Source organism: Candidatus Persebacteraceae bacterium Df01 (genome assembly GCA_030386295.1).
Taxonomy (GTDB): Bacteria; Pseudomonadota; Gammaproteobacteria; order Tethybacterales; family Persebacteraceae; genus Doriopsillibacter; species Doriopsillibacter californiensis.
This window is the reverse complement of the sequence record JANQAO010000001.1, coordinates 473,119-496,895: the sequence shown is the minus strand read 5'-3', so window position 1 is coordinate 496,895 and position 23,777 is coordinate 473,119. Positions and strand designations below refer to the sequence as shown.

The 23,777-nt window shown below is 46.9% G+C and carries 17 protein-coding genes, 3 tRNA genes and 1 pseudogene; 7 read left to right on the top strand and 14 right to left on the bottom strand.

Features of this window, described 5'->3' with window-relative positions; all coding sequences use genetic code 11:
- Window positions 1–10 precede the first annotated feature (10 nt).
- The 4 genes from yajC (at window position 11) to thiC (ending at window position 6,512) form a co-directional block, all read left to right on the top strand.
- A complete protein-coding gene (gene yajC / locus NQX30_02430; GenBank protein MDM5147231.1) occupies window positions 11–328 on the top strand; it encodes a preprotein translocase subunit YajC in 318 nt (105 codons plus the stop codon).
- A gap of 6 nt (window positions 329–334) precedes the next feature.
- Window positions 335–3,070, top strand: coding sequence for a protein translocase subunit SecD (gene secD / locus NQX30_02425; GenBank protein ID MDM5147230.1), 2,736 nt, complete (start codon window positions 335–337; stop codon window positions 3,068–3,070).
- 59 nt (window positions 3,071–3,129) lie between these two features.
- Window positions 3,130–4,404, top strand: coding sequence for an MFS transporter (locus NQX30_02420; protein ID MDM5147229.1), 1,275 nt, complete (start codon window positions 3,130–3,132; stop codon window positions 4,402–4,404).
- 296 nt (window positions 4,405–4,700) lie between these two features.
- Window positions 4,701–6,512: a phosphomethylpyrimidine synthase ThiC gene (gene thiC / locus NQX30_02415; protein MDM5147228.1), complete on the top strand. Its 1,812-nt coding sequence runs from the start codon at window positions 4,701–4,703 to the stop codon at window positions 6,510–6,512.
- A gap of 74 nt (window positions 6,513–6,586) precedes the next feature.
- On the opposite strand, the gene NQX30_02410 is transcribed toward thiC, so the two are convergent.
- From NQX30_02410 to ubiB, 5 genes are read right to left on the bottom strand one after another with little or no spacing between them, the layout of a single operon-like run.
- A complete protein-coding gene (locus NQX30_02410; GenBank protein ID MDM5147227.1) occupies window positions 6,587–7,729 on the bottom strand; it encodes a hypothetical protein in 1,143 nt (380 codons plus the stop codon).
- Window positions 7,730–7,743: 14 nt separating this feature from the next.
- Complete coding sequence (locus NQX30_02405; GenBank protein MDM5147226.1) at window positions 7,744–8,676, bottom strand: hypothetical protein; 933 nt, start codon at window positions 8,674–8,676, stop codon at window positions 7,744–7,746.
- A gap of 8 nt (window positions 8,677–8,684) precedes the next feature.
- On the bottom strand, window positions 8,685–9,488 hold the full coding sequence (locus tag NQX30_02400) for a uroporphyrinogen-III synthase (protein ID MDM5147225.1): 804 nt from the start codon (window positions 9,486–9,488) through the stop codon (window positions 8,685–8,687).
- Window positions 9,485–10,357 (bottom strand): hydroxymethylbilane synthase, encoded by an 873-nt coding sequence (hemC, locus tag NQX30_02395; protein MDM5147224.1) that lies wholly within the window; start codon window positions 10,355–10,357, stop codon window positions 9,485–9,487. Before hemC ends, NQX30_02400 begins: the two co-directional genes overlap by 4 nt.
- 3 nt (window positions 10,358–10,360) lie before the next feature.
- On the bottom strand, window positions 10,361–11,866 hold the full coding sequence (gene ubiB, locus NQX30_02390) for a 2-polyprenylphenol 6-hydroxylase (GenBank protein MDM5147223.1): 1,506 nt from the start codon (window positions 11,864–11,866) through the stop codon (window positions 10,361–10,363).
- A gap of 224 nt (window positions 11,867–12,090) precedes the next feature.
- Between ubiB and lgt the strand changes: the two are divergent.
- A pseudogene (gene lgt, locus NQX30_02385) lies at window positions 12,091–12,849 on the top strand (prolipoprotein diacylglyceryl transferase).
- 472 nt (window positions 12,850–13,321) lie between these two features.
- Here lgt and aroE read toward each other — a convergent pair.
- The 7 genes from aroE to zapE form a co-directional block, all read right to left on the bottom strand.
- Window positions 13,322–14,134, bottom strand: a complete 813-nt coding sequence (aroE, locus tag NQX30_02380; protein ID MDM5147222.1) for a shikimate dehydrogenase — start codon at window positions 14,132–14,134, stop codon at window positions 13,322–13,324.
- Entirely contained in the window at window positions 14,131–15,852 is a 1,722-nt protein-coding gene (locus NQX30_02375; protein MDM5147221.1) for an RNB domain-containing ribonuclease, read from the bottom strand. Before NQX30_02375 ends, aroE begins: the two co-directional genes overlap by 4 nt.
- 15 nt (window positions 15,853–15,867) lie before the next feature.
- A tRNA-His gene (locus tag NQX30_02370) sits at window positions 15,868–15,940 on the bottom strand.
- A gap of 17 nt (window positions 15,941–15,957) precedes the next feature.
- Window positions 15,958–16,031, bottom strand: a tRNA-Arg gene (locus tag NQX30_02365).
- Window positions 16,032–16,042: 11 nt separating this feature from the next.
- Window positions 16,043–16,119: transfer RNA gene (locus NQX30_02360), tRNA-Pro, on the bottom strand.
- A gap of 7 nt (window positions 16,120–16,126) precedes the next feature.
- The gene (locus tag NQX30_02355; GenBank protein MDM5147220.1) at window positions 16,127–16,846 is read right to left on the bottom strand and encodes a VacJ family lipoprotein; all 720 of its coding nucleotides are present in this window, start codon (window positions 16,844–16,846) and stop codon (window positions 16,127–16,129) included.
- Window positions 16,847–16,966: 120 nt separating this feature from the next.
- The gene (zapE, locus tag NQX30_02350) at window positions 16,967–18,112 is read right to left on the bottom strand and encodes a cell division protein ZapE (protein MDM5147219.1); all 1,146 of its coding nucleotides are present in this window, start codon (window positions 18,110–18,112) and stop codon (window positions 16,967–16,969) included.
- A 127-nt stretch (window positions 18,113–18,239) separates the two neighbouring features.
- Between zapE and leuC the strand changes: the two genes are divergently transcribed.
- On the top strand, window positions 18,240–19,640 hold the full coding sequence (gene leuC / locus NQX30_02345) for a 3-isopropylmalate dehydratase large subunit (GenBank protein ID MDM5147218.1): 1,401 nt from the start codon (window positions 18,240–18,242) through the stop codon (window positions 19,638–19,640).
- A 2-nt stretch (window positions 19,641–19,642) separates the two neighbouring features.
- Window positions 19,643–22,225, top strand: a complete 2,583-nt coding sequence (locus NQX30_02340) for a hypothetical protein (GenBank protein MDM5147217.1) — start codon at window positions 19,643–19,645, stop codon at window positions 22,223–22,225.
- Window positions 22,226–22,245: 20 nt separating this feature from the next.
- On the opposite strand, the gene NQX30_02335 is transcribed toward NQX30_02340, so the two are convergent.
- Both NQX30_02335 and NQX30_02330 read right to left on the bottom strand, forming a co-directional pair.
- Complete coding sequence (locus NQX30_02335; protein ID MDM5147216.1) at window positions 22,246–23,172, bottom strand: acyl-CoA desaturase; 927 nt, start codon at window positions 23,170–23,172, stop codon at window positions 22,246–22,248.
- Window positions 23,173–23,212: 40 nt separating this feature from the next.
- Entirely contained in the window at window positions 23,213–23,635 is a 423-nt protein-coding gene (locus NQX30_02330) for a F0F1 ATP synthase subunit epsilon (protein ID MDM5147215.1), read from the bottom strand.
- Between the last annotated feature and the right edge of the window lie 142 nt (window positions 23,636–23,777).

Here is a 23,777-nt window from a genome sequence, read left to right as displayed (position 1 = left end):
GTATTCAAACATGATTGATATTGCTTATGCACAAAGTGGGGCGGCACCAGAAGGAAGCGCACTGACAAGCTTTTTACCTCTAATTTTAATTGTCATCATCTTTTACTTTATGCTGATTCGTCCACAACAAAAAAACGCCAAAGCTCATCGCAATATGCTGGCAGCGTTGTCGGTCGGCGACGAAGTGGTAACCAGTTCCGGTATTTTTGGCAAAGTCACTAAAATCAATGACGGCGTCGTAGTAATCAATACGGGAAAAGTTGAAATCGCTTTTCAAAAGCAGGCCATTCAATCGCTGTTGCCTGCCGGTTCCATAGAAAAAATATAACAGTACATGTCACGGTTTCCAGTATGGAAGCATACGATGGTGGCATTGCTCATCATGATTGCCTCCGTTTATGCCCTACCCTCAGCGTATTCTAAATCGCCAGTAATTCAAGTACGTGCCGGTAGTGGTGCAGCGAACACGCCCGCCACGTTGGGCACCATACGTAAAGCACTGAACGAAGCCAACTTATCTGCTTCCCATTTGTCTTTGCAAAACGGTGTGGTGCAGGCGGTTTTTGAACAATCCGAAGATCAAGTTGCCGCTCGAGCCGTCATCGCCGAAGCGCTCGGCGGGCGCTATGTAGTAGCCTACAACACCGCCAGCACTGCACCAGCGTGGATGCGCTCCGTCGGCGCCGAACCGCTGGCATTAGGATTGGATTTACGCGGGGGAGTATATTTTTTGTTGCAAGTGGACTTGGATTTTGCCGCACAAAAACGCCTCAACGGTATTGCCGGTGAAATGAAAAACGCGCTGTCCGATACCGGCGCCCGCATCCGCATTGAAGAAGGTGCCATTGTGGTGGAAACCACTACCGCCAGTAGCGAACGAGTGCTGGCCATTATTGAAGATAAATTTCGCGACTTGCTGCCACCTGATGAATCGTCATCAACGATGCGCTTTACGCTCACTCCCACCGCGATGGATGAAATTATTGACCTTACAATGCAGCAAAATTTGCAAACACTGCGCAACCGGGTAGATGAATTGGGAGTCGCCGAACCGGTTATCACTCGCCAAGGGGCTGACCGTATTGCTGTACAACTTCCCGGTGTACAAGATACGGCACAAGCCAAAAAAGTATTGGGGAGAACAGCAGCACTGGAATTACGCGGCGTAGACGAAAGTAAGACAGCGTCCGAGGCCGTGATACGCCGCGCCAAACGTGGGCGTCCACCGGCAGGTACAGAATTATTTTATGATCGCGACGGCGACCCGTTGCTGTTGGAAAGACAAGTCGTTATCGGTGGCGACAACATTACTGATGCACGTCCAACCTATGACCAAAATAATCGTCCGGCAGTACATTTATCGCTGGATTCGGCAGGCGCCGAAAAAATCAAGCGCTACACTCGCCCGCGGGTTGGGCAACAGTTAGCAATTTTGTTATTGGACAAAGATAGTGCCGAAGTTATCAGCGCACCAGTAATCAATGAAGAGCTGTACGCCAGTTTTATTATTCACGGACGCATGAGTGCCTCCGAAGCGGCGGAATTGTCATTGTTGTTACGCTCCGGCGCGCTGGCAGCACCGTTGGAGATTGTAGAAGAACGCACCGTCGGTCCCTCACTGGGAGCTGATAACATTCGTCGCGGCATTAATTCGGTTATTGGAGGCTTTGCTGCCATCGCCTTTTTTATTGCTGCCTATTACGCCGCTTTCGGTATGATTTCAGTCGGTGCGCTACTGGCTAACTTAATCATGCTGACTGCGCTGCTGGCACTGGCAGGTGCAACACTGACGCTGCCCGGTTTGGCCGGTTTTGCGCTAACGCTAGGCATGGCGATTGACGCCAACGTACTTATCAATGAGCGCATTCGCGAGGAGGTGGACGCCGGCAAGTCAGCACTCGCCGCCATTAACACTGGCTACGAACGCGCCTTCACTACCATTATTGATTCCAATGTGACAACATTAATCGCCGGCATAGCTCTGTTTGCTTTTGGCTCCGGTCCTGTACGTGGCTTTGCCGTCGTCCTGTGTTTTGGCATTTTGACATCCATGTTCTCGGCAGTGCAAGGTTCACGTTCGCTAGTTAATCTCGCATTTGAACGACGTCACGCCAAATCACTGTCTTTGGGATTGCGCATTCTCAATCTTAAAAGAGTACTGCCGCTGATGAAATATCGCCGCTACACCGGCGCGCTGTCAGCCATTTTTTTGATTATCTGTATCGTGTCACTGGGGGCACGCGGACTCAATTTCGGCATTGATTTTACTGGCGGCACGGTAATTGAAACCGCTTTTGAGCGCCCGCCAGCAATTGCTACAGTACGTCAGTCCATGGCCAATATTGGACTCGCGGACGCGCCAATCCAGCAAAGCGGCGACGGATTACTCATCATTAAAGCGCCACCAGGAGAAAACGGTTCGGAGCTTTCTTCGCGAGTGCTGGAGGCTTTGCGCGAAGTGGACACTGACGTCACGCTACGGCGATTAGAATATGTAGGACCACAAGTAAGCGATGAATTGTTTATTGCCGGTGCACTGGCGTTGCTGTGCGTGGTGGCGGGAATTATGATGTATCTGTCCATGCGATTTAAGTGGCGAATGGCGGTAGGTGCGATTGTTGCCAACTTGCATGATGTAGTGTTTATTCTCGGCCTGTTTTCGCTCTTTCAGTGGGAATTTAATCTACCAGTACTAGCGGCAATACTCGCCATTTTAGGCTATTCCGTCAATGAAACGGTGGTAATTTTTGACCGTGTTCGCGAAAATTTCCGAGGACAACGCCGTCTTAATAGTCCCATTGACACTTTAGACAGCGCAATTAGCCAAACATGGGCACGCACGATTATCACCCACGGTTCCACGCAATTAGCAGTATTATCTATGCTCTTTTTCGGTGGAGATGCATTATTTTTATTTGCGCTTGCACTAACAATTGGTATTTTTTCTAGTATTTATTCGTCGGTTCTAATCAGCGGTCCAATTGCATTACGGCTTGGTATGTCACGTGAAGATTTTATTCAAAAAGAAAACGACCCTAAAGCAGAAAATTCTGCTGGAGCGGTAATCTGAGAGTCCATAAAGGCGTTTTAAATGTAATTAATCAGCAACGTTGCTGTGCTGATTAAATAGTGACTTCATCCACCCCAGCATTGCGAGTTTTACCCGTGGCGTCGCTGTTAGCCGCAGCGGCACTGCTGGCCTTAGGGCATGGACTACTGGGTAGCGTGCTGGCACTGCGGGCGCTTGGCGCTGGTGAAGATGCTGGCGCTATTGGTTTTTTCATGTCGGCACATTTTGTTGGCTTATTACTGGGAGCGGCAACCTGCCAATCAATGATTTTTCGTGTTGGCCGCATCCGTATGTTTGCGGCCTTTGCTTCGCTCATTTCTGCTATCAGTGTGGCGCACTTGTTGATCGAGGGAGTTGTTGCCTGGGCTGCATTACGTTTGGCACACGGTTATGCTTATGCCGTTATTGTGGTAGTGGTAGAAAGCTGGCTCAACGGTCATGCTGTGGCACAAACACGCGGACGGTTGCTAGCAATTTACGGGATTGTTTCCATGAGTGCGCTAGGAGCCGGGCAATTACTGCTAAATGTTGCGCCGCCATCAGAATTTTCTTTACTAGTGCTTTCATCTATTCTAATATCCCTATCTTTGCTACCGGTTGCACTAGCTGGTCCACAGCGCGAGCCTGCGATATTGGCTGCTGGACGGTTAAGTTTATGGCGGGTATGGCGGAAATTTCCTCTAGAAGCAGCAGGCGCCCTTATATTGGGCATGGTTTTTTCGTCATTGCTTGCGTTAGGACCGGTGTACGCGCGCGATATGGATTTTTCCCGCGGTGAAATCGCTATCTTTATGGCGGCACCATTGTTAGCATCAGTAGTGATTCAATTTCCGCTGGGTTGGTTATCTGATCGTATGGATAGGCGCTACATAATTCTTTTTTCCTCATTGGTTGCAGCAATGGCGGCAGCAATGCTAACGACAGAAGGTAGTTTTTGGCAGCGATGCGCTTTATCGTTGCTGTTGGGTGGCTTTTTTATTCCGCTGTATTCTTTGTGTTTGGCGCGCGCCAACGATAAAATTGGTGAGCAATCTTTGTTGGCGACAGCAGGGGCGATTATGATGCTGTATTCTTTAGGTTCGGCGCCAGCGCCTCTAGTGGTTGGATTTTTCATGCGCACACACACCCCTTCGGCTTTGTTTGCATCGCTGGCGGTGTTGCTATTGGGGTTAGCGACCATAGTAATTTGGCAATTAATTCGACATCCGTATTCACCAACACGAGCTGAACCTTTTCAAGTTACGCCGACGCCATCATCATCCACTTCTCCATTACTACGTACCGACCCTCGGTCTCAACGAAACGCTATTGCTAACGACAATAAAAAAAGCTGATGCTATAAATAACAGTTATGTTCGTAAAACACTTTGGACAATACCGTTGTGTTATTTTTGCGTTGCCTAGTCGATACTTTTGAAATCTTTGCTTTGTCATTACTAATCCAACGAACGATGACAAATTAATAAGCTAGTTTTATATTCACACTTATCGAAAAACCGTTCAAATTACTTGGCTTCATTAGACAACTGTTAATTTTCTATATAATGAAAAGATTGTTCATCATGGGATTTTATTCATGACCTCACCTCGAAAAAAAGACTTTATTGGTGCCGAAGCACGCGCTGATTTTATGGCATTGGACGCCTTACCCAATTCAAAAAAAATTTATGTAACTGGCAGCCGCGATGATATACGCGTGCCCATGCGCGAAATTTCCTTGTCACCTACCGAGCTCAACGGCGACACTCGGATTAATCTACCGGTTACCGTGTATGACACATCCGGCCCTTATACTGACCCGAAAGCAATTATAGATGTGCGCGCCGGTCTGCCCTGTGTACGCGAAGGATGGATTAGTGAACGCGGCGATACGGTTGCTCAAGATGAACCAACATCTGCTTTTGGTCGCGCTCGGCTGGCCGATAGTCGGCTGGATGTTTTGCGCTTTCCTACGCCACCACTACCGCGCAACGCCATTAATGGAGCTCGCGTAACGCAAATGCATTATGCCCGCCGCGGTATTATCACACCGGAAATGGAATTTGTCGCTATCCGTGAAAACCAGCGCCACAATGCTGCCGAAGTGCAAAACGCCCACCGTGGACAAGCCTTTGGCGCCGCCATTCCACGGGAAGTCACTCCCGAATTTGTGCGTGATGAAATAGCTCGCGGACGAGCGATTATTCCAGCTAATATTAATCATCCCGAGTCCGAACCGATGATAATCGGACGAAATTTTTTAGTTAAAGTAAATGCGAATATCGGTAATTCGGCCGTTTCATCTGGTATCGGCGAAGAAATTGAAAAAATGACTTGGGCAATTCGCTGGGGTGCCGACACAGTGATGGATTTGTCTACAGGAAAAAATATTCACGAAACGCGCGAGTGGATTGTCCGCAACGCCCCCGTCCCCATCGGCACTGTTCCCATCTATCAAGCGCTGGAAAAAGTAGACGGTAAGGCTGAAGATTTGACGTGGGAACTTTTTCGCGACACGCTCATAGAACAGGCAGAACAAGGAGTAGATTATTTCACTATTCACGCGGGCGTGCGGATGGCTTATGTGCCGCTCACAGCAAAGCGAATGACCGGCATTGTTTCGCGAGGAGGATCCATCATGGCTAAATGGTGTCTAGCGCATCACAAAGAAAGTTTTTTGTATGAGCGATTTGGTGAAATTTGTGAAATCATGCGTGCTTACGATGTAAGTTTTTCTTTAGGCGATGGGCTGCGCCCGGGTGCTCTAGCCGATGCCAACGATGAAGCGCAATTCGCTGAATTAAAAACGTTGGGCGAGCTCACTCAAACCGCGTGGGAAAACGATGTGCAGGTAATGATTGAAGGTCCGGGGCATGTACCTATGCAATTAATTAAAGAAAATATGGAAAAAGAATTGGACTCCTGTTGTGAAGCGCCGTTTTATACGCTAGGACCTTTGGTGACCGATATTGCACCCGGTTATGATCACATCACATCTGCGATTGGCGCAGCGCAAATCGGCTGGTATGGCACGGCCATGCTGTGCTATGTAACTCCCAAAGAGCACTTAGGCCTGCCTAACAAAGATGACGTAAAAACTGGCATTATCACCTACAAAATATCCGCTCACGCCGCCGATTTAGCCAAAGGACATCCGGGCGCACAAGCGCGTGATGACGCTTTATCGCGAGCACGCTTTGAGTTTCGTTGGGAAGACCAATTTAATCTGAGTCTGGACCCAGATACCGCACGTCGCTTTCATGACGAAACGCTGCCACAAGAGTCAGCTAAAGTTGCGCATTTTTGCTCTATGTGCGGACCAAAATTTTGCTCTATGAAAATCACCCAAGAAATACGCGATTATGCCGCCCAACAAGAATTAGATACCAATCATGCGGTGGCACAGGGAATGGAAGAAAAATCCGTTGAATTTCGGCAAAGTGGTGGAAAAATTTACAGCTAGCCGTCGTCTCAAAAAACTACGGCAAAAGAATCAAATTGTTACCAACGGCGAGTTGGATTTTGCCGGCATGGTTTTTATGAATCGCCTGCCTCGGCGCTTTTCATTTTTTTCTCCAATTCGGTCAGCGCCTGAAGATAACGCGATTCAGGGCGCAACGAATGCGCCATTTGATAATAACGCCGTGCCTTGCCCCACAAGTTAAGCCGTTCCGCCAACGCCGCTATCGCTGATACTTGCTCTGCACTACGGCTCGTTTCAGCTCCTTTTTCGCCCGCTGTAAAAAATGTTTCACACAATTTACGACTCCCCAACGCAGCAATAACTAATAATATTTCTGGTGCCTCACCATTCGTTTTTGCTGCACGTTCTAACGCGTCAGCAACGCTTTTATCATTTCCCAACCGGTGCAAAGCGTAAATATAACCGGACAGAAGCTCGGCATTCTTACGTTCGTCAGCGTGTACATGATTTTTCCAAAAATCCTCCAATTTTTCGGCATCATCAATCGTATCCAATCCTTGACGCACCATGTCGATTACCGCTTTTTTCCACTTGGCAGAAGGTGATACGGTACGCAATTGATATGCCGCGCCCAACGCCGCCGGCCATTCACTACGCCGCCGCGCCGTATCCAAAAACATCTTCGCCAGCACCGGAGAATGCCCCGGCGCACCCGCTGCCGCCAAAATATTAAAGGCTTCACTGAGTCGATCTTCATCACAAGCCAAACACGCCTTTGCTGCCGCCGCCAATTCGGCGGGACTGCTATTTGCAGTCAGCCGCAATAAATGTTTGCGCTTTTGTACGTCGCCTATCTTTTCTGCCGCCACCGCCGCCAACCAAGCGTGTGTCCCCGCATCCGAATGCTTGTCCTCGCTAAGACGCAAAAAGTGTTTGAGTGCCAATTTGCTATCATCTAACGCCAAAGCGCGCACGCCGCCAGCCAGTGCTTCCTGCCGTTGTGTAACCGCTCGCTGTCGCCCCCATGATGCCATACGTGATGGTAGTAACAGCAAAAAAGCCAACGTTTTTATAAAAAAAGCAACAACAATCAACGCAATAACGACCACTACCAACGCCAAAGACAGCGGCGGCGACGCTTCCCAACCACCAAAACGCAAATGCACCGGCGCTTGCAGATACAGTTGTGCCACGGCGATGCCCACAGCAACAAGGGCAACAAGAAATAGTATTTTGAGCCAGCGAGATATTTTCATCGAATTATTTGCGGTTACAGGTTGAGATAATACATTGGAGCGCCAAATTTTTGCAGCAGTTGTAATTGAACCGCAATATTGCGGTCAGCATCAACAGGCAAATTCCATTCGGCAACAAGGGAGTTTAAAGCTTGCTGATACGGGGCTCGCTGACTACCAATGAGCAATATTTCTAGCCGTGCCAGCTGTTGCCGCACAGCAAATTCATCTATGTGTGGGGCGGTGAGATTGCCATTATTTTCTACACGACGCAAATTAAACGTATTTTTAAACATCGCCTGCACATCAGCCAAAAATCCACTTTCGGTAACCTCTGGATCTAAATCAGTCTGCCGATAATGGGTAGCATTTTTTTCAGCCAAATCGTTAATGATGGTTATAATTTTTTTCCGATTTGGTGTTTCCTGCAACCGCCGCACTTCCCCGCTGAGCCAGTGAACGTCAATACCTTCATCATCTTGCAATTGCAATAGTGCGGCAGCAGCGGCAGCGGTATCACCGCTTTGTCGTAGCTGAATGTCGATGAGTTGCAAACGAATATCAATAGGGAACGCAGAAGCTTGTGCGCTACTCAATTCGGCTAAACGGCTTTGCAAAACCACTTGCTGTTGCTTGAGTAACACGATTTCGTTGCGCAACTCCGTCAATATATTCTGCATATCCGTCACATCAACGGCGATGACATTAGACGTTTGCTCCAACACACTAAGCTGTTCCGGCACATCCGCCAGTAAATTTGTTGATTTATCGGGCGTGTGCGAAGAAAGTTGCCAAGCTTCCCACGGCGGAAAGCCGTTAACACTCGCGTAATAACCGCCGCCTCCGAGCAAAAGCACTACTATAAAAAATCGAAAAAAACCACCGCGTTTAGGCTTGGCAGCAGTCGGTTGGCGTGACGGCGGCGGCGCTACTTTTTTTTGTGGTGGAGAAGTGTTGGCGTCGCTCATGACGGAGATTATAAACCGTTGATTGTATCGGGTAACTTACCAGATACAAAGTGTGAAATTGCCGCCGCCATACCTTCACTGCTTGCTGGTGCGAGAACAGGATAGAAATATCCCATATCTTTGGCGGCAAGCACTATATGTGAATGAATCACAAACAGTGGCAACCGTCGCAACCAATCGTTTGCCGGTGCCGTCATTACCAACATGTGACGCGCCGTATCACCACTATAAGCAACTGCGGCACATAATTGTCCCGTTGCCGCCATTTCTTGCGCGGTGGCGCTTTCTTTAGCGGAAAAAGAAGGTGGCGGTAGACGACGGTATGCGGCAAACGTTGTCACTTGTGCACCTCGCTGCCGTAAAGCTTCACATAACGGTGGCGAGATACTTTTCTCGTCATTACCGCTTATACCGCCCAGTACTGCGATACATTTCTCCCGCACTTGCTCCGGTTGCAAGCTGTCCGACGATAATAGCACGTCACTGTCGCCAATGGTATTGTCACTCAACAATGACACAGGATAATCAGCTTTTTCCATTGCAACACGAGTGCCTGAACCAATTGGCAGCATCATAGGCAAAGTTGGACTTGGCAACAGATGGGTGCGGCAGCGTAATACCGCTTCGGCACTGACAAAAATAACCATGTCAAAACGTGCTGACTGAACGGCGAACCAGCGCAACGAATCATCCTCATCCATATCAACAATGCGCATAGCAGAATTAATCCACGACCGTAAATGATATTTCTTGAGTGCTTCAGCCAGTTGCTGTACTCTCTCCGGCGGACGGGTAACCCAAACAGTTTTCACTGATGCAATACGATTTGTGCTGCCGTTTCTCCAGCTTCTTCGGGACTGTGCAACGGTGCTTGTGCCTCAGCAGCACGGTAGTGTCCATCACTGGCATAAAACGCTCGCAAATGCACTTTGCCCGCCATTATTTGTGCGTGTGCTCCCAAAGGGGTGTGACAGTCACCGTCAATAGCGGCGGCAAAAGCACGCTCAGCGCGAATACGAATAGCTGTTTTTTTGTCATTAATAATATTTAACTGTTGCCGCAATGTTTTGTGCTCTGTCAAACATTCAACCGCTAACACACCTTGTCCTGGTGCTGGAATAAAAATTTCTGATGGCAAATACTCACCAACAATTTCTTTCATATTGAGTCGATGTAACCCAGCAGCTGCCAGCAACAACGCATCACAGTCGCCTGCTTCCAATTTGGCAAGCCGTGTTTGCACGTTACCACGCATCATGACAGCACGCAACTTCGGTGCTTGTTTCGCCAATAATGCGGCACGGCGCGGGCTGCACGTGCCTACGGAAGTACCATCAGACATTTGCGCCAAAGTCGCATAGTGGCGCCCCACAAACACATCACGCGGGTCTTCGGCAAATCCAACAGCACCCAAAAAAAAGTCCGCATCCGATGTTGCCGCCATATCTTTAAGCGAATGCACAGCAGCATCTGCTTCATCCACCAGTAGCGCCTGTCGCAGGCGGTTTACAAATAATTCTTTGCCACCCACCTCACTCAGTGGCCGGTCAGTGATGTCATCACCAGTAGTGGAAAAAGTGCGAATTTCAGCTTCTATTCCAGCCGCCTGCAATGCCGCCGCTACGGTATACGCTTGCTGTTGCGCCAGTGGGCTTTTTCGGGCGGCAAGACGAATTACCATTTTTTAATCTAATAATAGCGACAAACAAACCAGTAGCGCTATCACAGAAGATATTGCCGCAGTACGCCAACGACTACGGCTACGGCTAAGTCGTATCGCCTCGTTATTAACCAAAGATTCTTGCTTTGCCCGTCTCAACAACAGTCGTGCTGCCAGCGGCAAATCATTAACCACTGCTAACCAATCAGGTGCCTGTCCTCGTAAAACGCTGATTACACGACGAGTGCTATATTGTTGCCGCGCCCATTTTTCCAAAAATGGTTTGGCGGTATCCCACAAGTTAATGTCAGGAGCTAGTTCGCGCCCCATTCCCTCTACGTTAAGTAACGTTTTTTGCAATAATAATAATTGCGGTTGTAATTCCAATTTGTACTGACGAGCAACTTGGAACATCTGCAACAGAAAACGACCAAATGAAATTTCTTTGAGTGGCCGAGAAAAAATAGGCTCACAAACAGCACGAATGTCGTTTTCAAATGCGGTCACTGGCGTATCTGGTGGCGTCCAGCCAGCGTCTACGTGCATCTGTGCCACAGCGCGATAATCTTGATTGAAAAAGGCAATAAAATTACGCGCTAAGTATTCTTTATCAAAATCCGTCAAACTACCAACAATACCATAGTCCAACAGAACGAAACGACCTTGGACGTCTACATGAACATTACCCGGATGCATGTCGGCATGAAAAAAACTGTCTCGAAACACTTGCGTAAAAAATAACTCAATCCCGTTTTTTGCCAACCGCGAAAAATCCACTCCGGCTTCTCGTAATGCCGCATGGTTGGAAATCGGTATCGCCGGCAGGTATTCCATCACCATAACATCATCGCGGCATAGCGGCCAGTGTACTTTAGGTGCTACGATAAACGGTGATGATACCAAATTGCGGCCAATTTGGGTGCAATTGGAAGCCTCCCGTAATAACTGAGTTTCATTTCCTAAATGGCGAGCGAACTCCTCTACCACTTCTTGCGGATGTAACCGCTCTCCGTGTTTGAGCAAAGTCTGTGCCCACCAAGCAAAACTACGCATCAGCCGCAAATCTCGCTGAATCCGTCGGCGCACACCGGGGCGCAAAATTTTAACAGCTACTTCTTCGCCGCTACCTTGCAATCGAGCGCGATGCACTTGTGCTACCGAAGCACTACCCAACGGTATTTCGTCAAATTCACTAAACACGTCAGCGATAGTACATCCCAAAGCATTTTCCAGCGAGGCGCGAATTTCAACCGTTGAATGCGGTGGAACTCGGTCTTGTAACCGCGACAATTCAACAATATACTCAGCAGGTAGTAAATCGGGACGGGTGGACAATAATTGTCCAAATTTAATAAATATTGGTCCCAGATGCTCAAGCGCCATTCGCAGGCGCGCCGGTGGCGGTGTTGCTGATCGCCGCCACCGACGCCAAAATCGCGACCAAAAATACGGCAACCGAGAAAGGACAATATCATCCAAACAAAAGCGCCAAGCAATAGCAAAAATGGTCAAAGCACGAAAAATAACCATATACGCGCATATTATCATTGCTACCAAACGAAGACGGTGTGCATCGACAATAATAAATGTGCTTTTTTCCAACAATTCTTTTCACTTATGTGAATGCGAAGAAGAAAACCACGCACAAATACTTCCTCATTTTTAGCTTTAAAAACAGACTTGCAAAGTGCTTTTTAATAATAACCCTTCTTTATATTAATAATGCGCAAATAGGTTAAGATTCAGCTCTTAACATGATTATTCATCCGCAAATTGATCCTATCGCTTTTCGCCTTTTCGGCTGGCCTGTGTATTGGTACGGCATCATGTATCTGTTGGCTTTTTGTTGGTTCTTTTTTATGGGTTGGCGTTTTTTGCAAACCCCAGCATTTGCCTATTTGCGCCGCCGCATCGTTATGGAAGATTTAACTGTTGCCGGTCTTTTAGGCGTCATTGTCGGCGGTCGCTTGGGATATGTGCTGTTTTACAATGCCAGCTTTTATATTTCCCATCCGACACAAATTTTTTACATCTGGGATGGCGGCATGTCGTTTCACGGCGGTCTCATCGGCGTTATGCTGGCGGTGCTGGCTTATGCACGGCTGAGTGGCAGCACATTTTTGCGGTTGATAGATTTCGTTGCTGTGCTTGTACCAGTGGGACTGGGTTTAGGTCGCATCGGAAATTTCATTAATGGCGAATTACCGGGACGAGTGGTCTCATCAGATTTGCCATGGGCAATGGTATTTCCACAGATAGATAGTTCACTCCGCCATCCTTCGCCGATATATCAAGCACTATTAGAAGGCGTAGTACTAGCCGCCGTGATGTTGTGGCTGGCGAAACGCCGCCGGCCACCAGGATTTTTGGTCGGCACATTTCTCATTGGTTACGGATTAGCACGCTTTTTTTCGGAACAATTCCGAGAACCAGACGCGCATATTGGTTTCTTAATCGGCGGCTTTACTATGGGGCAACTGCTGTCTTTGCCCATGTTGTTACTGGGCATCATTTTTATTTTTAACAAGCGCATCAATCAAACATTAAGCACAATGGGTGAGAAAAAAATCGCCACATCATCAGACAATTGGAACAACTCCGAATCATTTAACTTACAAGAAAAAAGCGACGTTCCACCATCCACTGTCTCACCACTCACTACAATTAATAAAAAACATCAAAAAACGAAAGCGCCGACCGACGATTGGAATGCCCCTCAATCAAATATGGAAGAAGCAGTAGAACACAAATCACTTAGCTGGTTTAGTGCGCTTTTTGGCGATGATGAAGACAATGATGAAGACGATGGGCGCATTTCTCGCCGCTACAAGCGTCGCCTACGAAAAAAACAACGAAGTTAACCGGCGAAATTTTTAACTTCCGACGACCTCATTTGCTACATTACAACCTGCTATTGCAGTTTAAATCAGTTTTTTCTCATGCTCCACAGTTTGTGCGAAACAATTTAAACTACGAACTCGCTAATTAATTTCCTTTAACTTGCCGAATAACATCAGCCGTCATTGGCATCACGCCTTCCCAAATAGCAAAAGAAAAAGCTGCTTGCTCGGCCAGCATACCGGCACCGTCAACACAACAAATCGCCTGATTGGCAACTCGTAAAAATGTTTTTGCCGCCTTACCATAACTTAGATCATACGCAAGCTCAGCGCCAGCAAAAACCGCTGACGACAACGGTAATTTTTCGCCAGATAATGCTGCCGAGGTGGCGTTAATCACAATATCAAACGGCTCATCACAATCTGCCAACGCAATGCCGCGTACCGATATCGTACTGTGTTCACCGACAGTTTCCGCAAGCGCCACCGCTCGTTTGGTATTGCGGGCGGCAATACACAAATTCGCCGGATTTTTTTCTGCCAGTGCCAACGCAACCGCCCGCGCCGCACCGCCGGCACCTATCAGCAACAACCGTTTGTCAGCAATGGCAACTCTCAAATTATGTGTAATATCTCTCACTAGGCCAGCCCCATCAGTGTTGTAAGCGACAATGCCAGAGTTCCTTGCTGCCAAAACATTAGCCGCTTGTGCGCGCTTGGAAAAAGCACTGGCGCTACTGGCAAAGGCCAATGCTTCTTGTTTGAACGGCACTGTGATATTCAAACCACACCCGCCGGCAGCAAAGAAATTTCTAGCAAATTCATCAAAGCCACTAAGCGGTGGCGCATAAGCAGCGTATACAATGTCGCGCTGAGTACACTCGGCAAAATGTGCGTGTATCCACGGCGACTTGGAATGGCGCACTGGATGACCGACGACGGCGTAACGACGGCTCATACTGGCGCAAAATATGCCCGTTGGGCGAAAAAATCCAAATCGCGTACTCGCACTTCTATCGTTTCATCCAATACTCCGGAAGCAGGTGGATTCAAAGTACCACAGAGCGGGTAACCTTCCAACCGAATGCGATTGCGCGGCAACAATTGCGCTTTCAACACCGTATTTGCTGGCAAATCCGCCAACGCCCGCAACACCCAATGGCGCTCCATTTGATCCTGATAATAACGCGCATGTACATACTGCACGTTAAACATTTTTGCCAGTTTCGGCCAATTTACCGCTGGCGATGGTGCCTGTCCTAGTAAAAACAGCAACAACCGCTGATTGGCAAGATCAACGTAGCGGCGCAACGGTGATGAAAGCCATGCGTACGGTTTCGTCGACGACGGTCTAGTAATCGTCACGCCATTAGCGCGAAATAAACCACCTTTTTTATACAATTGCTTCGCCCAGACGGAATTAACGTATCGCATCAATTTTTCCACAACAACACTTACTGAACTGCGCACATCAGCGATAACACCAGGAGGATTAGTACTGATGCGATAATTTAGGCGAGTGCCATCTTCTCTGCGGGCACTCGGCAGATGAGCCGCAAAAGTACACAACACTTCGTATTGTGTACGTACCGCTGCTGGCACTTGTTGTTCAAAATTTTCCAGCGCAAAATTATGGCTGATAAACACCTTTTCCAATCGTGTCTGTGGCGCACCAATGTTACCAGTAGTCGGATTAAAGTGACAGTACAGCGATAAAGTCGGGCAATAACAACCGGCATGCAATGAATACGCCTCAATTTGCTCGGATGATAGCATCGGATGTTTGACATCGGGAAAATATACGGACGTCAAGCGCATGGTCTCGTAGTCTCCTACCGATAACGGCGCCATTGCCGGTACTGCGATATGTAAACCAATAAGCCAGCCACTACCTTCTGCTTGCACACTAAAGGCGTCATCTACCTCAATAGTACCCGCGTCATCTACGCTAAATGCGCGCGCAGATGAAAACGGTAACGCCGGTAACGATACTTTATCCTCTGTTGACGGCGCTGGCCAGTTGTGAATAAACATCGCCTCCCAGCATGACCGCGCGTCAGCAAACAGCCCTATTTTGACCAAATATTCAGCAATATGCTGCTCACCGCCGGCAGCTTTCTTGACCGCCTTAAAAATAGAAGTATTTTTGTTTTTCCTCATCAACAAATTAACAGCGGCGGCAGCCACTTCCTGTGGTATTCGCCCAGCAGACAGTTCTGTCAATAATTGTTCTTCCTCTTTGGCATCACTGGCACGGCGACACAAGGCGGCTTTAGCTTTTTCCAACACTTCTGCCGCCGCCGGTTGAAAAACGCCGCTATTGCGATAAAAATATGCTGGATTATTAATAATTTTTTGCACTACCGCTAATGTACCGACATTTCCTTCAGCATTAACACACGCAGCCAACGTTGCCGCATCCAAAGAACGCCCAGCAGCGGCACGCCATAAAATATCAATGTCCATACTGGCTGCATATGCTTTTGCCTCCACCACAAGCGGTGTACTTTCCTCTTGCACAATCAGCCACACGCGGTGACGTGGTATTTTGTCGCCACTGGTTAGGCTAACAGTACGCGGCGTAACGACGGCAAGCGGTGCACAAACCAACTCACTACGTTTTTCATAAATTGCCCATTCCCTATGAACAGTCATATCACTAACAATAACAGACATAATGAAAGCTGGCGGGGTGGCTGATGGGACTCGAACCCACGACAACCGGGACCACAACCCGGGGCTCTACCAACTGAGCTACAGCCACCATTAAATTATTTCCTGCACGCCCGGCAGGACTCGAACCTGCAACCCCCGGCTTAGAAGGCCGATGCTCTTTCCGGTTGAGCTACGGGCGCTTAGTGAATATTGGTCGGGGCGGTGGGATTCGAACTCACGACTTCCTGGACCCAAACCAGGCGCGCTACCAGGCTGCGCCACGCCCCGATGCTCACTATTGCCAGAAATTTTCGGAATCGCCCCAAACGTTTGTAGGAACTGTTTTTCTCCGCAAATCTTCTCTAGCATCACGCACAAAACTGTACTCGTCCAAAGCTGCTACATCCACTAGCTCTCCTGTCTCCAACAAAGACTCCCGAACCCGAGCAACGTTCAGACCAGAAAGCGAATATCGCACTGTGTTATTCTCAATATAAGTGTTAGGAGAAGCGACCAGCTCAGCGGCAAGCCCGGGCGCATCAACAATAGAAGATGGGCCAAAAATAGGTATCACCAAGTAAGCACCGTCATTGCCAGTGTAAGCGCGAAATGTTTGACCGAAATCAGTTTTCGTCTGTTCAATATCCATCGTGTCAGCAATATCAATAAGACCGCCAAGACCAAAGGTTGTATTGAACACGAGCCGTGCTGTTGATGTCACCACATCATCACCCTGCTTTTGCAAAGTCTTGTTTATGATATTGGAAGGCTCACCTAAATTGTTAAAGAAGTTTCCTAATCCGCTTTTTAGTGGCGGCGGAAAATGAGTATAAATCTTTGCTGCCGGCTTAATAATTATGGTATCCACTACTTTGTTGATTCCGTAAATATTACGATTTATCGGTTCAATGGGATCAAAGGCACCGTCATCCTCAAAAGAATAATCTTTAGGTGCACATCCCGAAACCAGCAAAGCGGCAAACGCTAACGCACAATATTTTTGCTGTTTAGTCATCGTCCCAAATCCTTTTTTTGTACCAACCGCATGAGAGAGAGATTATACCGACTTTGTCTTTGTTTCATGTTTGAGCGTACTAACCGCTAGCTCATTAAATTGAATGCTCCGACTGTGTAGTCAACGCGGCTTTGTCCTCGGTAGCGAGCACAGATTTTTTTTTGTTGGCGCTTTCCAATAATCCGGCGACTGCATTTCAATAAGACGACTAAGTGTCCGCCCAGACTCGCCCCCTCCACAATCACCGTAAAGATTGTGTAGCGTATCAACAGCGCTCAGCACCAACGTTACACCCTGATCGTACAAAATGTCTACCAGCCAAGTAAAGCGTCGCGTCGCTGACGCTTGCTCCGCATCGTCCAGTCGCGGTACGTCCGATACTAAAATGGTGGCATAACGTTCGGCCAAAACCAAATAATCACTCTGCCCCAATGCATCAATACATAACTGCCCAAATGAAAACCAAATAGCATCAGACGTGCGCGCCAAAGCTGGTAATACCCGACCATTCACTCGCACTGCCGGCAATAATTGAATGCCGCAAGCCAGTTTGCCAAATATCCGCTGCATATCAGCGACGCCTTCGCCATCCTGAGAATCAAAAAACACGCCGCCACTTTTGCTCAAGTGCCGTAATCGATAATCTTCATCGCCGTCTAAAGAAAATACTTCCAGCTTAGTCTTCAGCATATCAATTGCCGGTAAAAAACGCTCACGTGCCAATCCGTTTGGATACAACCCATCCGGCGAATAATTAGAAGTCATCACTAGGTAAATACCATTGGCAAACAACCTCTCCAACAATCGCCCTAGAATCATCGCATCGGCAATATCCGATACATGAAATTCATCAAAACATATCACCTGATTTTTTTGAGCAATACTATCGGCAACACTAAGTAATGGATCGTTTTCGCCACTCCGTTTTTTCATATCATCATGCAAATGACGCATAAATTGATGAAAGTGCACTCGGATTTTCTTTTCTGTTTTTAATTGTAGATAAAAGCCGTCCATCAAAAATGTTTTTCCCCTCCCAACTCCACCGTGTAAATACAGTCCCCGTTTACATTCGGGAGGCGATGTAAACAACCGCTTAATAAAATTTATACGCGGCAGTGGCGTAGCACAATCACCGGCAACTTTTTGCAATTTAGCGACAGCTGCCGCCTGTATTTCATCGGCAAACAATACTTCATCACGCACCAGCGACTGGTACCAGTCCACGACGGCATTTTCGCCCAATCTGCAAACATTTGTGTTCATCAACAATCGCAGCTAGCGGAGGATTATTCCGACATTGACTGTAGTCAACTCATTAAAATGACAGAGAACGGTAATAAATAACGACGATAAAGAAAAGTGATTCATAATTGTTATATATAATTAACAGATGGCTTGCGCACGCACATTGTACGAAAAATTATGGCAAAAGCACGTCGTGCGAGAAAATGATGACGGGCAGGTGCTACTTTATATTGACCGCCACCTAGTACACGAAGTCACTAGCCCGCAGGCTTTTGAGGGATTGCGGTTAAACAATCGTCCTCTATGGCGAACACAATCTATTCTCGCTGTACCTGACCACAATGTTCCCACAGTAAATCGTAGCAATATCAGTGACGATATTTCAAAATTACAACTGCAAACGTTGGATGAAAATTGCCGCCATTTCGGCGTGTATCAGATTAGCATGAATGACCGCCGCCAAGGCATTGTTCATATTATTGGCCCTGAACAGGGATTGACCTTACCCGGTATGACCGTAGTGTGTGGTGATTCACATACCAGTACCCACGGCGCTTTTGGCTGTCTGGCGATGGGCGTCGGGACTTCCGAAATTGAGCATGTCATGGCAACACAATGCTTGTATGCGCGACGCGCCAAAACAATGAAAATTGAAATTAATGGTCTCTTGCGTCGCGGTGTCGGTGCCAAAGATGTGATACTGGCAATTATCGGCAAAATCGGTACTGCCGGCGGTGTTGGCTATGCCCTAGAATACGCTGGAGATACTATTCGTAATATGGACATGGCTGGGCGCATGACTATCTGTAACATGTCTATTGAAGCGGGTGCCCGTGCCGGTATGATTGGTGTAGATGACACTACGCTAAATTTTGTGCACCATCGCCCGATGGCACCACAAGGCGAAGAATGGGATAGCGCGTGTGAGTATTGGCGCACATTAAAAACTGATGACGATGCTCTTTTCGACCGTGTGGAAACATTAGACGCTGCCACCATTCAACCACAAGTATCGTGGGGAACGTCACCAGAAATGGTTGTCAGCGTCAACAGCTGTGTACCCGACCCTGCGAACGAACCTGATCCTATCAAACGTGCAGGTATGGAAAAAGCACTCGCTTATATGGATTTGAAGCCGGGAACCCCTATCACCGATATTTACCCAGACAAAATATTTATCGGCTCTTGCACTAACGCACGCATTGAAGACTTACGCATTGCTGCCGCCGTTGTCAAAGGACAGAAATTAGCCGGCAATATCAAACAAGCGATAGTAGTACCTGGCTCTGGGTTGGTGCGCGAGCAAGCTGAAAATGAAGGCTTACACGAAATTTTTATAGAATCTGGCTTTGAATGGCGTCATCCGGGTTGCTCCATGTGTTTGGGAATGAACGAAGATCGCGTGGGCGTCGGTGAACGTTGCGCTTCCACTTCTAACCGCAACTTTGAAGGGCGACAAGGATACAAAGCACGCACTCATTTGGTAAGCCCCGCGATGGCAGCTGCGGCGGCAATTAACGGAAGGTTTGTTGACATTTCCGGTTAAGAATGCATATTACTGGGAGGAAAAACGCAAAGCAGCGAGGACTTTCACTGCTTGTTTTTATTGTTGTTGTCATTGGCGGCACTCTCACTGGAACTTTGGCTTACAATGAATTATCTTATTTTGAAAATCATGACAACCTGCGACAGCAGGAAAGTAATCGCACCCTGCGACAAGCAAAAAAATCACTCATCAATTACATGTTACTGCGGGCTGATAACCCGCTGAACATTGCCGGGCCAGGAAAAATTTACCCGCGTTTGCTCATGCTGCCCTGTCCGGATAATTTAGGCGACCACATATTGGACGGTTCTCAAGATCCAACTTGCGGTGCAGAAAATAACAATGACGTTCTTGATAGCGGTAGCCGTTTTGGTCGCCTGCCGTGGAACACAAAAATAGACAAAGGTGTAGATGCAAATAATCAAATTGAAGACGGGCTAGGTCGTGACTTCAAAGATGCGTATGGCAATCGTTTATGGTACGCGGTATCAAAAAATCTAGTGCCTACTAAAAAAGAAAATAATTTAGATCTTAAGCCATTAAATCTGCACCGCTTAGCAGCATTGCAAGAGGACTGGCTTGAAGTCACGTCTTTGGTTGGGAGTGATAAGCGTATTGCTGCGGTTATTCTTTCACCCGGCAGTGATAAACAATTTCGACTGTCAGAAAGTATATTGATAACAATCAGCTTGAATCATAATAATGACAAAATTAATCCTACTTTATATTTTGAAAAAACACTAAGCGAAAGTAATGCCGACAAGGATGGATTTTTTGTACAGGCACATCCCAGTGATAGCTTTAATGACATACTTATCTACATAAGTATTGACGAGCTATTGGTAAACAATGGCACATTCATAAATCGCTACCGGCATGTAGTTGGCATAAGCGACTTGCACAACGCGCCCATTGAAAAACGTCCGCTGGCTTTGTTGCGTGATGCCGTTGTTAATTGGCGTGATTTTTTTGGCTTTTATCCGCTACCTGCTGCCAACAGCATAACAAATCTTGACGGCCTCCTGCGACATTGCGCCACTTACAATAGCGGAACACAGCCATTGTCTATTTCCGTCACTGCCGCATCCATAACAGTTATTTTGCCCGCATCTTTAGAAGCCATCGGTCCGACATCGTTCTCACAAAATATAGCAACGTTGACGATTACATCCATCGTCGGTTTTTTGCTTCATGATAATTATGCCTTTTCCACACCAACAACAGTTGTCGTAGCAGACATTTCTCTTGATGTTAATACCGTATCACTTTCTCGCTATGCTCGCGTATCAATGACAACCGGTACTTTTGTCGTCAACACGACAGAGATCCAAGGACACAACGGTATTTACACATTAAGCACGGGAATTACCATCATTCTGAATCGTGGCACACTAATTGTGCCGTCACAAACGCCACTTAATCCTAGCGAGAGCATTATTGGTTGGTTCCCAGAGCATTATAAAACCACAATGATAGCGAAATCAGATAACACAAAACTAACAGTACAAACCACAACAGCAGCTGGTTTTTTAGGCAAAATGATTCTTACTAATTCATCTGAAATGCTTACTATAAAGGCTACAGACAAATTAATATTTTCGACTGGCAGCGTAATAAAGCTAGAGAAAGATTATTCAGGGTCAAGTGATCTGTACAGTGGTGTCTCTTTGCGATATGCTAGCGGCACAACTACCGTGCTTACCGATCATCAACCCTCCCTTTCTTCCTATAAAAAACGACATTTTGTTGTTCTAATGCTCGCCGATATTGTGGGTTCAAATTATTCCGTATATGCGCCGGCAGTGCTTTATCCGTGGAATGAAGAAACAAATTCGAGCGCTGCCGCTATTACTCGAGACAATTGGCATCCATGGCCACCTTGCTTTGATGCGCGCAACATGAAACGCCAACTACGTACTTTTATTGAAGATCAGCCGATACATTATGCTGTTGCCGGTAATTGTCACCATAGCGGCGACAATACACAATGTGGACTTTCCAATGGCATCACGCTTACTATTAACAACGGCGCGTCAATCGCGCTACCAAAGGCGTTTACATTAACGCATTCTTATACGACAACCATTCAAATGAACGGCATCAACGAAAAAATCATTGTTAATAATGGCAAAGCGCAACTCAATTTAACCTTAATACATCCTGTTATTTTTTCTGTTACCGTTAACAACCAACACCTAGCTGATTTCTACTTACCTGCCAATTTTAAATTTTCTGATGGCGTGAGCATTAGCATACAAGTTGGCACTAAAATAATTGGCCGCAATGCTGCATATATAAAAAATATTCCAGCGTTATTAATTTATAGTCCAGCACCGCTTTCTCGGTCCGGTTGTATTAAAGATATGAGATATACCATCACTTCCACAGTTAATAGTAATGTCATAAAAATCGCCAGCCAGAAAGAAAGCGGTGCAGATTTAACTAATTTATGTCAATGGCTAGACAGTGATGAAAATGCCGACGGTGACCTGCTGTATGAAATAACCGCGCCGACAACTGACAATCGATTATCAACGCCCAACGATTACTTTATTCTTTTTGGTGGTCAGTTAATACTTGAATAAGCGTCAAAAAAACCTCTTTATCAATACCCTTCGTGTAATACTTCCTTGGGCACTGACTTTAAATTTTTTACCACCCGCAAAAATTGCAACACTCGCAATATTTGATAAGTCATATCAATTTGCCACCAAACAAAACCTTGTCGAGCACTACCGGGATAACGATGGTGATTGTTGTGCCAACCCTCACCAAAAGTTAGTAGAGCCACCAGCCAGTTATTGCGGCTATGGTCATCCGAAGTGTAGGGACGCTTACCAATTAAGTGACAAACTGAATTTACGCAAAAAGTAGCATGATACACCGCTACTGTAGAAATTGCCCCACTCCACACGAGCATTTGCAGGCCGTTAGTTTGCAAAAGCGGATTTGATACGGCAAGCCATTCACCTATCCCATAAAGCATTCCCATAAAACATGCCGGCACAATCCAATCAAAGCGATTAATAAAAACCAGCTCGGGATAACGAGAGAAATCGCGAATTACCTCATAATGCGTAGCAAAATGCCGCGCACATGTGAACCAGCCAAAATGACTCCACAAAATACTTTTTAAAGGCGAATGTGCGTCCTCTTCGGTATCGGCGTGCAAATGATGACGACGATGGTGCGCCGCCCACCACAAGGGACCACGCTGCATTGCCATCATACCGGAGATAGCAAAAACAAATTGCCAAAAGCGGTTCGCTTTGAATGCACGGTGAGCAAAGTAACGATGATAAAAAGCGGTCAGCGCAAACACTCGAAAAAAGTACAACCCCAATGCAACCCAAAACGCGGTAGCACTAACACCCGTGTAAATAACACCAAAACAACCCAAATGAATAACTATAAAAGGCAAGCACCGCACCCAGCTAAATCCACTTTGCTGTTTATCCATTCTACGCACGGCGGAGTCTGCATCAACCCAAGCAAGCATGCTGGAACCCAAATTAGTTAGCGCTGATTTCATGTCAACAATTTATTCCACAGAAATAAGCGAGCGATGGAACTCATAGCCCAGCTCTCTGCCGCAATTTTTTAATCGCTTGTAATTGAGCAGCAGCTTGCGCCAATTCAACTTGCGCTGCAGCATAATCCATACCCGTCACACCGCTTTGTAATTTGTCTTCGGCGGCAAGACGAGCTTCTTCGGCGCGCGCCTCATCCAGCGCATCACCACGTTCGGCAACATCAGCAAGCACGGTAACTTTATCCGGCTGCACTTCCAAAATGCCACCGGATACATAGATAAAATCTTCTTTCCCGTCAGGCAAGTTGAGTTTGATAACACCCGGCTTAATATTGGTAAGTAACGGCGCGTGATTGGGTAAAATGCCCAACTCACCAGCGACGCCAGGAACTACCAACATGGTTACCTCGCCGGAATACAGCGTTTTTTCGGAACTCACCACTTCAATTTTAACTGTGGACATGATTTTTCTTTTCTTTAAATTGCCGTCAAATTATTTTATTAACGCAAATTGGGAAACAAAAAGCTGAACACTTAATTGTGATTCCGTTTTTCTGTTATTTTTCATTCTCTTGAACATCCATAACGTTCTGCGTTATCAACAT

What these genes read in the sequence shown, in the direction of transcription:
- thiC (MDM5147228.1), top strand. Translation starts at nt 4,701, where the DNA reads ATGGCATTGGACGCCTTACCCAATTCAAAAAAAATTTATGTAACTGGC.
- hemC (MDM5147224.1), bottom strand. Translation starts at nt 10,357, where the DNA reads ATGGTAATTCGTCTTGCCGCCCGAAAAAGCCCACTGGCGCAACAGCAA.
- NQX30_02355 (MDM5147220.1), bottom strand. Translation starts at nt 16,846, where the DNA reads ATGACTAAACAGCAAAAATATTGTGCGTTAGCGTTTGCCGCTTTGCTG.
- NQX30_02375 (MDM5147221.1), bottom strand. Translation starts at nt 15,852, where the DNA reads ATGTCTGTTATTGTTAGTGATATGACTGTTCATAGGGAATGGGCAATT.
- NQX30_02410 (MDM5147227.1), bottom strand. Translation starts at nt 7,729, where the DNA reads ATGAAAATATCTCGCTGGCTCAAAATACTATTTCTTGTTGCCCTTGTT.
- zapE (MDM5147219.1), bottom strand. Translation starts at nt 18,112, where the DNA reads ATGAACACAAATGTTTGCAGATTGGGCGAAAATGCCGTCGTGGACTGG.
- NQX30_02330 (MDM5147215.1), bottom strand. Translation starts at nt 23,635, where the DNA reads ATGTCCACAGTTAAAATTGAAGTGGTGAGTTCCGAAAAAACGCTGTAT.
- NQX30_02335 (MDM5147216.1), bottom strand. Translation starts at nt 23,172, where the DNA reads ATGAAATCAGCGCTAACTAATTTGGGTTCCAGCATGCTTGCTTGGGTT.
- ubiB (MDM5147223.1), bottom strand. Translation starts at nt 11,866, where the DNA reads ATGGTTATTTTTCGTGCTTTGACCATTTTTGCTATTGCTTGGCGCTTT.
- NQX30_02340 (MDM5147217.1), top strand. Translation starts at nt 19,643, where the DNA reads ATGCATATTACTGGGAGGAAAAACGCAAAGCAGCGAGGACTTTCACTG.
- yajC (MDM5147231.1), top strand. Translation starts at nt 11, where the DNA reads ATGATTGATATTGCTTATGCACAAAGTGGGGCGGCACCAGAAGGAAGC.
- leuC (MDM5147218.1), top strand. Translation starts at nt 18,240, where the DNA reads ATGGCTTGCGCACGCACATTGTACGAAAAATTATGGCAAAAGCACGTC.
- secD (MDM5147230.1), top strand. Translation starts at nt 335, where the DNA reads ATGTCACGGTTTCCAGTATGGAAGCATACGATGGTGGCATTGCTCATC.
- aroE (MDM5147222.1), bottom strand. Translation starts at nt 14,134, where the DNA reads ATGAGCCGTCGTTACGCCGTCGTCGGTCATCCAGTGCGCCATTCCAAG.
- NQX30_02405 (MDM5147226.1), bottom strand. Translation starts at nt 8,676, where the DNA reads ATGAGCGACGCCAACACTTCTCCACCACAAAAAAAAGTAGCGCCGCCG.